This is a genomic window from Paenarthrobacter sp. NPDC090517 (assembly GCF_044769165.1).
GTDB lineage: Bacteria > Actinomycetota > Actinomycetes > Actinomycetales > Micrococcaceae > Arthrobacter.
On record NZ_JBIVXN010000003.1, the window covers coordinates 320918 to 334803 of the forward strand.

At 59.1% G+C, this 13886-nt stretch carries 15 protein-coding genes and 1 pseudogene; 7 read left to right on the forward strand and 9 right to left on the reverse strand.

Annotated elements, in window-relative coordinates; genetic code table 11:
- Nucleotides 1-12 precede the first annotated feature (12 nt).
- Nucleotides 13-1677: a serine/threonine protein kinase gene (locus ACIQTW_RS13090; RefSeq protein WP_402937365.1), complete on the reverse strand. Its 1665-nt coding sequence runs from the start codon at nucleotides 1675-1677 to the stop codon at nucleotides 13-15.
- 148 nt (nucleotides 1678-1825) lie between these two features.
- Here ACIQTW_RS13090 and lipB point away from each other — a divergent pair, with 148 nt between their 5' ends.
- The 3 genes from lipB (at nucleotide 1826) to ACIQTW_RS13105 (ending at nucleotide 4384) form a co-directional block, all read left to right on the forward strand.
- Nucleotides 1826-2494: a lipoyl(octanoyl) transferase LipB gene (lipB, locus tag ACIQTW_RS13095; protein WP_026005827.1), complete on the forward strand. Its 669-nt coding sequence runs from the start codon at nucleotides 1826-1828 to the stop codon at nucleotides 2492-2494.
- Complete coding sequence (gene lipA / locus ACIQTW_RS13100; protein ID WP_402937368.1) at nucleotides 2491-3510, forward strand: lipoyl synthase; 1020 nt, start codon at nucleotides 2491-2493, stop codon at nucleotides 3508-3510. The genes lipB and lipA overlap by 4 nt, the downstream gene beginning before the upstream one ends.
- Nucleotides 3511-3622: 112 nt before the next feature.
- A complete protein-coding gene (locus ACIQTW_RS13105; protein WP_402937370.1) occupies nucleotides 3623-4384 on the forward strand; it encodes a DUF4191 domain-containing protein in 762 nt (253 codons plus the stop codon).
- 96 nt (nucleotides 4385-4480) lie between these two features.
- Here the strand turns inward: ACIQTW_RS13105 and ACIQTW_RS13110 are convergent, their stop codons facing one another.
- Complete coding sequence (locus tag ACIQTW_RS13110) at nucleotides 4481-4918, reverse strand: RDD family protein (RefSeq protein ID WP_402937371.1); 438 nt, start codon at nucleotides 4916-4918, stop codon at nucleotides 4481-4483.
- 324 nt (nucleotides 4919-5242) lie between these two features.
- Between ACIQTW_RS13110 and glnA the strand changes: the two genes are divergently transcribed.
- Nucleotides 5243-6667 carry a type I glutamate--ammonia ligase gene (glnA, locus tag ACIQTW_RS13115; protein WP_091466683.1) on the forward strand — a complete coding sequence of 475 codons (1425 nt, stop codon included), beginning with the start codon at nucleotides 5243-5245 and terminating at the stop codon, nucleotides 6665-6667.
- Between the two features lie 122 nt (nucleotides 6668-6789).
- Here the strand turns inward: glnA and ACIQTW_RS13120 are convergent.
- Nucleotides 6790-7011 (reverse strand): annotated as a pseudogene (locus ACIQTW_RS13120) (tyrosine-type recombinase/integrase); the annotation flags it as partial.
- A 36-nt stretch (nucleotides 7012-7047) separates the two neighbouring features.
- Complete coding sequence (locus tag ACIQTW_RS13125; protein WP_402937374.1) at nucleotides 7048-7335, reverse strand: hypothetical protein; 288 nt, start codon at nucleotides 7333-7335, stop codon at nucleotides 7048-7050.
- Nucleotides 7336-8025: 690 nt separating this feature from the next.
- Here ACIQTW_RS13125 and ACIQTW_RS13130 point away from each other — a divergent pair.
- Nucleotides 8026-8964 carry a hypothetical protein gene (locus tag ACIQTW_RS13130; RefSeq protein ID WP_402937376.1) on the forward strand — a complete coding sequence of 313 codons (939 nt, stop codon included), beginning with the start codon at nucleotides 8026-8028 and terminating at the stop codon, nucleotides 8962-8964.
- A gap of 111 nt (nucleotides 8965-9075) precedes the next feature.
- Here ACIQTW_RS13130 and ACIQTW_RS13135 read toward each other — a convergent pair whose 3' ends face one another.
- On the reverse strand, nucleotides 9076-9252 hold the full coding sequence (locus ACIQTW_RS13135) for a hypothetical protein (RefSeq protein WP_402937378.1): 177 nt from the start codon (nucleotides 9250-9252) through the stop codon (nucleotides 9076-9078).
- A gap of 93 nt (nucleotides 9253-9345) precedes the next feature.
- On the reverse strand, nucleotides 9346-9966 hold the full coding sequence (locus ACIQTW_RS13140) for a hypothetical protein (protein ID WP_402937380.1): 621 nt from the start codon (nucleotides 9964-9966) through the stop codon (nucleotides 9346-9348).
- A 119-nt stretch (nucleotides 9967-10085) separates the two neighbouring features.
- On the opposite strand from ACIQTW_RS13140, the gene ACIQTW_RS13145 reads away from it, so the two are divergent.
- Nucleotides 10086-10760: a hypothetical protein gene (locus ACIQTW_RS13145; protein ID WP_402937381.1), complete on the forward strand. Its 675-nt coding sequence runs from the start codon at nucleotides 10086-10088 to the stop codon at nucleotides 10758-10760.
- 102 nt (nucleotides 10761-10862) lie between these two features.
- On the opposite strand, the gene ACIQTW_RS13150 is transcribed toward ACIQTW_RS13145, so the two are convergent.
- Nucleotides 10863-11363, reverse strand: a complete 501-nt coding sequence (locus ACIQTW_RS13150) for a hypothetical protein (protein ID WP_402937382.1) — start codon at nucleotides 11361-11363, stop codon at nucleotides 10863-10865.
- 289 nt (nucleotides 11364-11652) lie between these two features.
- Nucleotides 11653-11913, reverse strand: coding sequence for a hypothetical protein (locus ACIQTW_RS13155; RefSeq protein WP_402937384.1), 261 nt, complete (start codon nucleotides 11911-11913; stop codon nucleotides 11653-11655).
- 390 nt (nucleotides 11914-12303) lie between these two features.
- Here ACIQTW_RS13155 and ACIQTW_RS13160 point away from each other — a divergent pair, with 390 nt between their 5' ends.
- Nucleotides 12304-13677, forward strand: coding sequence for a HEPN domain-containing protein (locus ACIQTW_RS13160; RefSeq protein WP_402937587.1), 1374 nt, complete (start codon nucleotides 12304-12306; stop codon nucleotides 13675-13677).
- Here ACIQTW_RS13160 and ACIQTW_RS13165 read toward each other — a convergent pair.
- Nucleotides 13670-13852 carry a hypothetical protein gene (locus ACIQTW_RS13165; protein WP_402937386.1) on the reverse strand — a complete coding sequence of 61 codons (183 nt, stop codon included), beginning with the start codon at nucleotides 13850-13852 and terminating at the stop codon, nucleotides 13670-13672. The genes ACIQTW_RS13160 and ACIQTW_RS13165 overlap by 8 nt on opposite strands.
- Nucleotides 13853-13886 lie beyond the last annotated feature (34 nt).

The following is a 13886-nucleotide window of genomic DNA, read 5'->3' on the forward strand; positions in this document are numbered from 1 at the left end:
CTTCAGTGGCCGTCACCGGGCCGGACCGGCGTCGAAAATTCCGGAAATCCGCCAGAGCCCATCCGAACGAACCAGGTCCAGTCGAAGCTTCTGCGGTGTCCCGGCACCCCCGGACCTGACAACTGCCCCCGATACAAGCCGTTCCTCATAGCCGGACGTGGTGGCCGTAACCTCCACCACCACATGATCTGGCTGAGGGGGTCCTACCAGGGTCAGGTCTGTCAACGCGGTATGGAATCCAACAAACGCTGATGCAGAGTCCCGCAGGTAATCTTTCACCTGTTTGTCGGTAGCTTCGGCCTGCGAACCAGGGACGTTAACCACATCCAAAAGGCCGAGGCGCCGTTCTCCCAAGGCGATGTCACGCACGGCTGACAGTGCGGACACGGCTACTAAGGGATCCTCTGATCTCAGCCCTGCGGCAAGTGCGGCAGGCAGATCCCGCACGTCAGCTTGATCCATGCCGCGCGGGAGTTCCGTCACCTCATCGGGGTCGGCAACGCCGCTTTCCATTGCCGCTTGCTGCACCATCGCCGTCGTCGTGCTGTTCTGCTGCCAGAGAACCCATGATGCACCGCCAATCAGCGCGCCCATCACTGCAGAAAGAACTAAGCGGCGGCCAAGCCGATTGCCTTGCCTGCGGTTCTTCCGATGGCCAGGTTCTGTTGTTGGCAGCGCCCGCCCGCGCAGGAACGGCAGCGATCTCGACCTGATCTTCAACCAACGGATTGTCCGGCCTAAGGAACGGGTTGCGCGGCGGGGAGGACGTCCCAATATTTCGCGCCGCGTCAGCAATTCAGGAATAACGGAGGAATGCACGGCACCGGATAAATCCATGGCCTCGGGAGCAGCACTCCTGAAAATCGCTGTACCCAGCTCCCTGGCCGACGGACGCTTCCGGGGATCCGCGCTTAGAGCGGCTTCCAAGGCTGCGGCCAGGGCTTTGGGCACCTCCGGAACCAGCAGTGACAAGGGCGGACGATCCTGTTCCTGCTCCGGAGTGGTCCCGGTCAGGCAGTACCAGCCGACCGCTCCGAGCGCATAGACGTCCCGCTCAGGTTGGAGGGTGTCCCGGGAAATGTCGCCGTTCACCGACGATTCAAAAACTGGTTCCATGAATCCCGGCGTTCCGACGCCCAGGTGTGGTTTGTCGCCTACTTTGGCGGCGACGCCAAAGTCCGCCAGCAATGGCATCCCAACGGCTGTAAACAAGACGTTTCCGGGTGACACATCTCCGTGTTCCGTGCCGTTGACGTGCAGATAATCCAAGGCTTGGGCAATGGGAGTCAAGACAGTGACGGCTTCTCCGATAGTGAGCTTCCCCCTCGCGGTCATCAGGTTGGTGAGTGAGCCTCCCGCCGCGTAGTCCATGACGATCCCCAGTGTTCCGTCGGCCGCGCCGCCCAAGTGGAGGATTTCGTGAACATGTATGAGGTGCTTGTGCTTGAGCCCATGGAGGAGCCTCATCTCACGGGTGGCGCCCTCAAGAACATCGGCCTGTGACTTTGCCGGTCCACCAGCGGCACCGGCTTTGGCACATTTGACCGCGAACCGGGCGCCGTCCTTACCCCTCGTGGCAAGCCAAACGGTAGAACTACTGCCGTGACCCAGTGGGCGGGATATCACGTAGCCCGGAATGTGGGGAGCCACGGCTGCGGGAGTGTCCAGAGTTTCCATAAACAAGGTGTACCCGACTACCGGATTTTCCGCAGAAGTTATCCACAGGCGGTGTCGTGACCGCTCCCTGCTTCGACGGGCCGGGATGCGACTGAGAGCTTCACCACAAAACCATGGCCAGTCTCCTGCTGGGTCTAAGCTTGAACCCATGACTCTTGAGTTTTCACAACTGGGTCTTGCCCCGGATTTCGTAGATTACATGCAGGGCTGGGACCTGCAGCGCGAAATCCACAACAAAGTTGTTGCGGGCGAGAAAAACAGCACCGTCTTGATCCTTGAGCACGCCGCCGTCTACACGGCCGGCAAACTCACCGAGGACCACGAGCGACCCTTTGACGGCACTCCCGTTGTTCCCGTGGACCGCGGCGGGAAACTGACGTGGCATGGCCCAGGCCAGCTCATCGCCTATCCGATCCTCAAACTCAAGAACCGTGCCGGTATCCGCGACTACGTGGAACGGCTTGAGGCGATCATGATCGCCGTCATGCAGGACTACGGCATCAAGGCCGTCACCGTGAAGGGCCGGGCCGGAGTCTGGATCCTTGCCGATGACAAAGGACCCGACCGCAAGATTGCCGCCATCGGCATTCGTGTCCTGGACGGCGTCACCATGCACGGCGTGGCCATCAACTGCAGCAATGACCTCGCACCCTATGCGCAGATCATCGCCTGTGGCATCACCGACGCCAGCGTCACCACCATGTCGCTGGAAACCGGCCGGACCATCAACCCCGCCGACATCGTCGACCGCTTCGTTGAAGAATTCAGCAAGCACGAAGAAGCACTCGTTTCCACACCCGAAGGAGCACTCCAGTGACCTTGGCACCTGAAGGCCGTAAGTTGCTGCGCGTTGAGCAGCGTAACTCGGCGGTCCCGGTTGAACGTAAGCCTGAGTGGATCAAGGCCAAGGTCCAGATGGGGCCGGAGTTCGTCCAGCTCAAGAACCTGGTGAAGAAGGAAGGCCTGCACACTGTGTGTGAAGAGGCCGGTTGCCCGAACATTTTTGAGTGCTGGGAAGACAAGGAAGCGACGTTCCTGATCGGCGGGTCCGAGTGCACCCGGCGCTGTGATTTCTGCCAGATCGATACCGGCAAGCCCTCCCCGGTGGACATGTTCGAACCCACCAAGGTGGCCCGCTCCGTGCAGGCCATGCAGTTGCGCTACGCGACGGTGACCGGGGTGGCCCGCGATGACCTGGCCGATGAGGGTGTCTGGTTGTACGCCGAAACGGTCCGGAAGATCCACGAACTGAACCCGGGCACCGGGGTGGAGCTGCTGATCCCGGACTTCTCCGGCAAGCCCGAGCACATCGCGGCGATCTGCGATTCCAGGCCCGAGGTGTTCGCGCACAACGTCGAGACCGTGCCGAGGATTTTCAAGCGGATCCGTCCGGCGTTCCGGTACGAGCGATCCTTGGATGTGATCACGCAGGGCCGGGACCTGGGCATGGTGACCAAGTCCAACCTGATCCTGGGCATGGGAGAGACCCGCGAGGAAATCTCCGAAGCGCTGCGGGACCTGCACGCTGCCGGGTGCGACCTGATCACGATCACCCAGTACCTGCGCCCGTCCGAGCGGCACTTGCCCGTGGACCGGTGGGTCAAGCCCCAGGAGTTCGTGGACCTCCAGGAAGAAGCCCAGGAGATCGGGTTCCTGGGTGTGATGTCCGGGCCGTTGGTGCGCTCCTCGTACCGGGCCGGGCGTTTGTGGGCCACCGCGATGCGGAAGAAGGGCCGGGACATCCCCGCCGAACTCGCCCACATCGCCGAGGGTATCCAGGACTCCGGCACCACCCGCCAGGAAGCCTCCACCATCCTCGCCGCCCACGGCTAAACACCCCGCACAGCATCACCAAGAAGCACAACCAATTAGTACTGAAGGACCGGATGCCATCTGCGTAACGGCGTCCGGTCCTTCTGCGTACATCACGTAGAATTAAGGCACTATGGCGAACTCCTCTGATTCCAGCAATTCGACACCCTCGGCCGACGCACCCAAGCGTGGGCTGTTCCAGCGCAAGCCCAAGGAAGCCAAGGCCAAGAAGCCGAGCCAGCTGAAGCAGATCGCTGAAGTCTTCAAGATGACCCGGCGGAATGATCCGCAGGTTGTCTGGATCATGGTGCTGGCATTCCTTGCAGTGGTTGCCGTGGCCTTCCTTGTCGGCTATTTGCTGGAGAACTGGGTTACGGGCCTGATCATTGGTATCCCGCTGGGCCTGCTCGCCGCCGTCTTTATTCTTTCCCGTAGAGCTGAGAAGGCCGCCTTCGCGCAAATTGAGAACCAGCCCGGCGCTTCCGGCGCAGCTCTTGGTACGCTGCGCCGCGGTTGGGTAACCCAGGACCAGCCTGTCGCCGTCAACCCCCGCACCCAGGATGCTGTGTTCATGGCCATTGGCCGCCCGGGCGTCGTCTTGGTCAGTGAAGGTCCTACGCACCGGGTCAAGCCTTTGGTGGACGCTGAGCGCAAGCGCCTTGCGCGCATCCTGCCCAACGTAACCATCCATGTTCTGGAATCCGGTCGCGGCGAGGGCCAGGTGCCCCTGAACAAGTTGGCAAAGACCATGGGCAAGCTGAAGAACGAACTTACCAAGGTGGAGGTCAATGCAGTCTCAAAGCGCATCAACTCCCTTGGAAACCGTCTGCCGATCCCCAAGGGCATCGATCCTTACAAGGCCCGCCCGGACCGCAAGGCCGCACGCGGACGCTGATCCCGAAACAGAAAACCGCCCCTGTCGTTTGTTGGAGACAGGGGCGGTTTTTCGTTTATTGCGCGAAGGGAGGAAAGTTCCCAGTGTGAAGGGTTACTACATCCTGATGAGGATGGTGTTCATCGCCTTGTCGTGCAGGCCGCGCTGGTCGGGATCGAAGACGACGGCAGGGATGACCAGGCACAGAAGGAGGGTCCGCACCACGGCAGCCAAGGGACCCGCGGGGCCGCCGCCCAGTCGAACCACGTGGATTCCGGCGATCCTGTGACCGATGCTGTAACCCAACGTTCCGATCAGCAGGATCTGTTCCGCGGCAAAAATGGCCAACGTTGCCCATGCATTGCCACCGAAGGCAAAGTTGCTGATCACCAAGGCGATCGTCCAGTCCACCATGATGCCCAGGATGCGCCTTCCGGCGCGTGCCATGGAGCCGGGACCGGACTCGGGCAACCCGAGCCGTTCGCCAGGATATTTGGAGATTCCGGAAGTGTCCGGGCCGCTCAGCCAAGAGCCAATGTCTTTACGATCTACCACCCTCCAAGCCTAACGGCTGGCGTGACCGGTGACCGACCGCTGGTGGATCGATTCTGGCCGCTTGGCGCCCGGATCTTCGCCCAGGTGTTCGCCCAGCGGACCGACATGGACCGGACACCGGGAAGCCGACTACCGTTTACACGACAGATGATTCTGTAACCTGCCGGAAACAATACTGACACCCCCGGGAAATCCCATCTCCCTATGGTGGTATGAGTTGCCAGCCACCATGGCACGGGGAACTTTTTGTGTCTCCGGACCCTTGGAATGGGCTGCACCACGCGGCCTTCCGGGCCTGTTACTTGATATGCATAAGGAGCATAGATGTTCAAGACTGCGGACGAAGTCCTCAAGTTCATCAAAGACGAAGACGTCAAATTCGTCGATATCCGCTTCACCGACCTCCCTGGTGTCCAGCAGCACTTCAACGTGCCGGCCAAGAGTGTCGACCTCGATTTCTTCGTCCACGGCCAGCTCTTCGACGGATCTTCCATCCGCGGCTTCCAGGGCATCGCCGAGTCCGACATGCAGCTCATCCCGGATGTGACCTCGGCCTTCATCGACACGTTCCGAATCGAGAAGACGCTCGCGCTGAACTTCTCCATCGTGAACCCCCGCACGGGTGACCCCTACCACCGCGACCCCCGCGGCGTGGCAGAGAAGGCTGAAGCGTACCTGGCATCCACCGGTATTGCAGATACCGCATTCTTCGCTCCCGAAGCCGAGTTCTTCGTCTTCGACAACGTCCAGTACGAGTCCTCCCCGCAGGGCAGCTTCTATAAGATCGACTCTGAGGAAGCACACTGGAACACCGGCCGCAAGGAAGAGGGCGGAAACCTCGGTTACAAGACCCCCGTCAAGGGCGGTTACTTCCCGGTCTCCCCCACCGACAAGCAGGCCGACCTGCGCGATGCCATGTGCATCGAACTGGACAAGGCCGGCCTTGAGGTCGAGCGTTCCCACCACGAAGTTGGATCCGCCGGCCAGGCTGAGATCAACTACAAGTTCACCACGTTGACCGCGGCTGCTGATGACCTGCAGAAGTTCAAGTACATCATCAAGAACACCGCAGATGCCTGGGGCAAGTCCGTCACGTTCATGCCGAAGCCTGTCTTCGGTGACAACGGCTCGGGCATGCACTGCCACCAGTCGCTGTGGAGCAACGGCGACCCCCTGTTCTATGACGAGAAGGGCTACGCTGGCCTCTCCGACACCGCTCGCTGGTACATCGGCGGCCTGCTGAAGCACTCTTCTGCAGTCCTGGCCTTCACCAACCCGACGGTCAACTCCTACCGCCGTCTGGTCAAGGGCTTCGAAGCTCCGGTGAACATGGTTTACTCGCAGGGCAACCGCTCCGCCGGTATCCGTATCCCGATCACGGGCACCAACCCGAAGGCCAAGCGCATCGAGTTCCGCGCTCCGGACCCCTCGTCCAACCCGTACCTGGCGTTCGCTGCCCAGCTGATGGCCGGCATCGACGGCATCCGCAACCGCATTGAGCCCCCGGCTCCCATCGACAAGGACCTCTACGAGCTCCCGGCCGAGGAAGCCAAGGACATCCCCAAGGCTCCGGGCTCCCTGGAAGAGGCTCTTGAGGCCCTGCGCGAGGACAACGAGTTCCTGCAGGCCGGCGGCGTCTTCACCCAGGACCTCATCGACACTTGGATCGACTACAAGTACGAGAATGAGATCCGTCCGCTGTCGCTGCGCCCGAACCCCTACGAGTTCGAGCTCTACTACGGCGTCTAGCTAGATCACGCGGCAGAAGCGGGCATAGTCCGCAGACAGTCCACAAGAATCAAGACACAGAAAGGCCGGCCCTCAGGTGGTGAAACCTGGGGCCGGCCTTTTCGTCGTTAATAACTAGGCGCTTACGCGTGCTTCTCCGCCCGCGAACTGAGCCGTTCCGCAAGGACGTCAGCAACAGCAGCCCGTGCCGTGTCTTCCTTGTCAGGCCACATCTGCCCGTAGGTGTCCAACGTTGTTTTCGCTGACGAATGCCTAAGGCTTTTCTGAACAACCTTCACATTAAGCCCTTGAGCGATAAGAAGCGATGCAAAGTAGTGCCTGAGGTCATGGAAGCGGAACCCTTCCGGAAGCCCCTTGACCGCATTTCGAGCCTCGCGGAACTAGTGCTCTAAGCGATGCGGCGACATGGCGCGGCCCCATCCGTTCGTCACCAACGTTTCGCTCCCCCACCGCGCATGATTCGCTGACAGCTCAAGGCACATGTTTTGCGGGATGGGGATCGGGTTCTTCGATTCCTCAGTCTTAAGTTCGACGCCTGGATACTGGATGGCTGGGGTGATGATGCCTCGCATGAAATCCACATCCGAGACCCGCAGCGCGACCGCTTCGCCTATGCGCAAGCCAGCGAAGGCTGCTAAGAGGATGGCGGGCTGTAGACCTGCTGGCATGGCGTCATGGAGCGCCCACACCTGTTCTGTGGTGGCAACATACGCTCGCTGCTTACCAGCCTTCGGAGCGGTACGTCTGCTAACCGGGGACTTCGGAAGAAGCCCATCATGCACCGCGTCCGCGAATAGCTGCCCCAATCGTGAATGCAGCGCGTAGACGGTCGAGTCAGCTAGCCCCTCATCGCTTAGCCTCGCTGTCCGCACCTTCACTTCGGACGGTCGGACGCTCTTCAACGCCCGACTGCCAAAGTCATTGTTAATCCGCTTCAAATGCGTCTTGGCTTGGCGGACAGTTGATGGGCGGTTGTTCTCATATCCCCTCAGCCATACAACAGACCATTCTTCAACCGTTGTGAGCGCCGTCTTAGGGTCAACGTACGTACCGGCAACCCACCGGCATATCAAAGTCAGCCATCAACAATCATCGGGCGGGTACTTGCCCATGCGCCACCGAGAAGACTCTCACGGCGAGCGCCTCACGTGAGTCAGAGGCCCACCGCCCAGATGGTTCCGCGGACTACGTTCGGTTCAGCGAACGTCCCTGGGGGTTCGAGGACTTCCGCAGCTTCATCCGCAGCGTCGGGCAAGATCCAGACAAAGTGACCTTCACAATGGGGATGGACAAGTAACCCCAACGGTGGCGCCTGGAACAAACTCAACAACGTCCGCCCCATCACTGACACCGCAACGATGGACCCAGCGTGGCCCGTCATCCAACGTGCCGAGCCCGTCCACGTCGTTGGCATGAACCGGCCGCTCAAACCCATCCGAGCCATGAAGCTAGCCCTCAAAGGTGCTGACACGCAGATCGGTTACCGGCAGCTCGCCAACGGAACTCTAGACCCGTTCCACGACGACGCAGCCATGAAGTGCTTCAGCCAAGCGGCGTTGGAGCTACAGCCTGACAAGATCCAGATCCTTGGGGACTTCCTTGACCTAGCCTCACAAGGCCGGTTCGCTCAAGAAGCAGCATTCGCGAACACCACACAAGCCGCGCTCAACACAGGTCATGAGTTCCTAGCCGAACTCCGAGAAGCCTGCCCCACCGCTGAGATAATCATCATCGAAGGCAACCACGACAAGCGCATGCAGAACTTCATCGAAGCCAACGCACTCGCTGCCTTCGGACTCAAACGCGCCGGCCTACCCGAATCATGGCCTGTCATGTCACTCCCCTACCTGCTGCGCCTGGATGAGCTAAACATCCAATACGTTGACGCCTACCCCGCAGCCACGAACTGGGATAACGACATGACCAGGAACATTCATGGAACGAAAGCCAACAGCAAAGGCTCAACCATGGCCCAGTACGTTCACGAAGTGCCGCACCTCAACACATGGGCCGGGCACACACACCGCACTGAGATCACCTACCACAGCGTGATCGGGCCACGCGGTGAACGCATCGAATCGTACTCAGCTAACCCTGGATGCTTGTGCCGCGTAGATGGAGCAGTGCCCAGCGTGAAAGGTGCCATCAGTGCAGACGGAACACCCGCCCGCATCGTAGAGAACTGGCACCAAGGATTCGGCCTCGCCTACTACAACGACACCGAATCCTGGCCCTTCGTCTACCGCATCCGCAACAGAGTAGCCCTCATCGGAGGCATGGAGCTATCAGCAGCATAGGAGCGAACCATGCCAGGCGCCATGCGTATCTGTTCTGTGCGTGGATGCCCTGAGATAACCAGCGACGGCAAATGCATGAAGCACCGACGGGCAGCAGACAAAGCACGAGGCTCACGTGAAGCCCGCGGATACAACCACGCACGCCGAGCCTTCCGCAAAGCATTCATACCCGAACACCAAGCCGGCACACTCATCTGCTGGCGCTGCCGTGACCTCATCCAGCCAACCGAACCATTCGACCTCGGCCACGACGACAACGACCGCAACCAATACCGAGGTGCCGAGCATCGACGTTGCAACCGAGCAACCAACGGGCGCTGAGCCATGCCCCCTTTGGGGGCGCAGGGGGCAGAGGGAACCAGGGAACGCCAGCCCTCATCCTCAGAAATGGACGGCCCCACACCTATCACACGTTGAGAGGGCTTTCGCCCTGTCTGAGGTGAATGGCTTTTGGTTCTTGATCACAGCTTCGAGGCTCAGCCTTTTGTAATTCGGCCAAGCCTCGCGGCCTACCTGCTTCTCCCTGTGCGCGATGAAGTGCTGGGCTTGGGGCCACGCCCCAGCCAGGTTAGCGCCCCACTCATTCATCACCCAACTCCGGAAGACGTACCTTCTTCGGACGTAGAGCCCGAGAACGTCAAACATTGCTAAAGCACGGTTGATCTTGTCGAACTCTTCGGGACTCTCCTCAGACAGTCGAGCAGGGTCGTTAGGTCCCTTAATTTTGGTGTACAGAAGGCGCCGGCCTTCCTGTACTCCGAGCTCAATCAACTTGTCGTGTATATCGAGGAACGCCTCCTGCTTAGCCCTGATCCAGTTGAAGTAAAGAGCTCCCGAAGACACGAGAAAGGCAGCACAGGCGAGTGCAAGTGTCGCCCAGTCCTTGGCGAGGAAAGCAGAATCCGGTCGGGCAGACGCACCAATGATTGCCTGTAGCCAGTAGCAGAGCACATACCCAATGGCAACAGCGGTACTTATGACGATCGTCCAAATTGTTCTCACCGCTGAAGTTTACTGGCAGTCAAAGACTGTCAACGTGCGCACCAAAATTATTCTGGCTCACCAACTGCCCTGGGTGGATCTCGGTCTCGATTGCCCTCGGGCCCGGATATGATCCGTGCGTGGATGTATTTACTTGTGGTGAAGCGCTCTGGATTTCATGCGGCACTTGGCTTGGCTTCTGGAATGGCATGATCGGTGCTCTCACCAGTGCTGTCCTGGCCGCCTTGGTCGCGATCATGGTGGTGAAGGTTACCAACAAGCATCAGCAAGCTATTGCGGCACGCGCACTCAAAGCCCAAGAGAGCGCAACGGAAACACAACTTACGGAACAACGTTCTGAAGCATCTCGGGAACGCACGAATACAGCGATAGGTCTCATGGTCGCGGCTGTGCACCACGGGCTCCATACTTATCGGCAGAGCATCAATCGTGAGACGGTCCTCGTGGACATGGAAGCCGCCCTAGCCAGATGGATGATGGAAACTCAAGACCAGGACTTAAAGCTTGCGTTAAGCCCTTGGCCCAGCCTTCTATTCTGCCTCTTCAGCGAGGCGAACATCGCCCATCAGCGCGGGGAGTCCGCTCAACAAGCCTTCGATCGCATGAAAAAAGCAGTTGCTGGGTTTACAACATATGCGACTGCTTGGCCGCTATCCGATGCAGATACCAGGGTATACGTACTTGACCAGCTGAAGGCCCTTTACACGGACGTGCACGGTGCAAGTTTGGCATTTCGTGCGCACCTGGAGGCAGCCAGAGATGGAATGCAAGCCAACCCAAGCGGGACGGTATAAGTGCACGGCTAGCTTGGGGGAACAGGGCCGCGCCCAAGCGCCGGATGGCGTGAATGCGCCGCTCGTTTGTGTGCTTGGTTGGCAGCCGAAACGTCCACATGACTACAGCGATCCTATTGCGTGCATGTGGGCAGGTGTGATTCCGCCGGTGAACGAAGCCTCCGGCGGAGGCCACTTGGAAGGACCGGCGATTGAAGGATGCAACTGCTGGACGACTAGGCTGATGCCCTCCAAACGAGCATCGAGGAGGCGTGCCGCTCCCTCAGAAGCTACAAGGAAGATTGTGCGTCCGATCCAGAACCACGCCAGCCAACTTGCCCCATGACGCGTAAGACCACTGCGGTGTTGGCTGAAGATGTCATCCCGACGCTCGTCACCATAGATTATCCATGCTTTGAACCCCTCTGGTAAGGCATTCTGGGTACGCATGTGAGCCGCGTCCTCGGAGACAAAGTCAGGCCCAACACCGAGCTTGCCTGCAACGACGCCGGCGGCGGCAACCCATGCTGTGATTGCTTGTTTGTCCGAAGCGCTCAGCTCAACCCTGACGTTATTCGCGAGGTTGACTACGAGGTCGCATGCACCTTGTTCGATGCCAGCCATCCATTGTCCATTGCACTCGTGACAAGTCACCCGGGCGACGCGTTCCCGGGGATCCCTGTTGGACTCTCTGCTTTCACTCCTGAGGTCTCCCCGTTCAGGATTCCGAAAGGTGTTTGTTTGCCGCAGTCCACCCGGTGACTCAGGAAGCACCCGGAGGAAGGACTTAGCCACGACGTGTGCTTTATTCAACGGCCCTGCAGACCCACAAAAAACGCAAGAACGGCCCCCGACATTGCTCATATACCAGCCACCATAACCACGATCCTAGTAAGCCCGTTAGAATCCATACTTATTTTCCGTCCGCGTTGACTTCATCTACAGGGCTGACTCCCCATTCGATAGCGTCATGCACCTGCGTTTGCAGTTGGGCGTCGTGGTGTTCATCGGTTGTTTCGATGAATTCCGCGTCCCCGGGATCTACTGGTACTGGCTCTGTCGCTGCGTCGATCCCGAGACTGTCACCATTCTCTTTCAACAGAGAATCGAGATAGTCTTTGGAGTCTTTCTTCTCAGCAGCAAACAAGCGATCATGCACGGGGTCACTTGTCATGGCAACATGCCAACCCAGTCGATCTAAGTACTTGTATAGGTTCGCTAGGTACTTGAGCAGGTAGCAGCTCAGCTTTTGCCTCGAAAGTTGAGTACGGACTACGCGTGCGGGCCCTATGGGGCTGGTCTTTACTGAGTTCACCGGATCCTCGCAACGGCCATCGTTTCCCCCACTTTGGTCGGGGCTGCCCTCGGTTCCGCGGCAAGGGCCGGACAACGCCACTAACAAGCGATGTCCGGCCCTGCCCCATCCACATCCGGGCTTCGGAAATAGCCTGTGAAGCTTCGGTGACACAATGTGTTGGAGTTGCAGCGCGGAAAAGACAACGAATCCCTCGCCCCATCGACTGACCGAGGGAAGGCATCCGGCACGTATGATCCACACGTGACCATGAATGCAGAGACACGGCCCAAGCTGATTCAGCAACGACAGGTTCTACTGGGGACACCGGGTCAAGAGCCGACTACCCCGGCAACTCTGAGCCTAGAGGACCAGTGTTTTCGGTTGCGTCCCGAAAAGTGGGTCGAGGAACCGCAACAGGTGAGCCTCCGCCGCACAAGCGATCACGTGACCTTTGACCTCGGCAATCGCCGGGGGGTTGTAGAAGACTTCGAGCCCCGCCCGCTGTGGGGGCTTGAGGACGGAAATCCATTCACTGTCCTCGATGCACGCATGAGCGTGGAACTGGGTACTAGGTTTGCGCCGCTCCAGGTGTACGAAACAGAGTCCATTCTTTGGGGCGTACACGTCGATGGACCGAACAGCCATGGAGAGGCAGTCCGACTCTCGTTTTCCCTGTCACGCGGAGACTGGGTAAACGACGAACCGATCACACTGGCTGGAGGGCGGCTCAGTCCCTGGTCACAAGGCAACAGGCCCGGACTGACTTGGGAGCCCTCGTCTCGTCACACGGTGCACAGTCTCACTCAGCGGTTCCCCACGCTTTTGACTGCCCTCTTCCACCTCTGGACAGGATCACCAACGGGTGTCTGCGTGACTCAAGTGCACATGCAGGCTAAAGGGTGGTGCGATTGGGAATTCGTTCAAGACGCACCCCCGGTTGCCTCACGTTCATTACTACCCCTCAACAAGTTGGACTTGAAGGTTGTAGCCGTGTGGCTATCGAAAGCTAAAAAGCTCGGCCCGATCCCTTTCGTGGCTACCGAAGACAGAGGTGTGCTCCAAGTAGACGCACAGATGCTTGCAACAGCGCTGGAAGGCTTGCACCGAAGGCTGGTGCCTGACGCCAATCGATTTAACCCTCCTCTATCGAGAAACAAACTAGAAAAGGTCAAAAGCCAGGCAACTAATGCGGCCGTAGTTGCGTTGGAGGGTGTCGCCGATGCTTCAGTGGCGAAAAGGGCTTACAACGAAGCTATGAGCCACGTGGATCAGCTCTCGTACGCTGAGCGGCTGACTGAAATGCTGCCGCGGGTGAACAGAATAGCGACAGGGTTGCTAGGCCCATCGCTGGAAAGCTGGATCAATGCTACGAAGGATGTTCGGAACGTACAAAGCCACGGGCTCCCGGAGGATGACGAATTTGGCGAAGAAGAGATCTCCCGGTACTACGTACTGTCCGTGTCAATCCGATGGGCCCTTAGAATCCTCCTGCTTCTGGAATTAGTGGACGATGCCCTGATACGGTCAGCGCTCCAAGACTCGGACAAGTTCATGTATGCACTCGCAAATATCGACCGTGAAGATTACTGGAAAGACTTCTCGGCATACGAGGCGTTTCTCAACTCGCCAGCTATCAGCTAGCTGCATCCTCTTCTAAGTTCCCCGCTGCGATTCGTTCGCTGACTTGCCGGTAGGCGTCTTGGATGAGCTGCCCCGTTTTGGGCATGGAGCGGATCTGGACCTCACTGGTTGCCAACTCTTCGGCTACCTGCTCAATGGTCAGGAAACGCGGGCTCGGCTTATCGTCTTCAGGCAAAAGGAGAACGCTATCAAGCCGTAGTGCCCTGTCA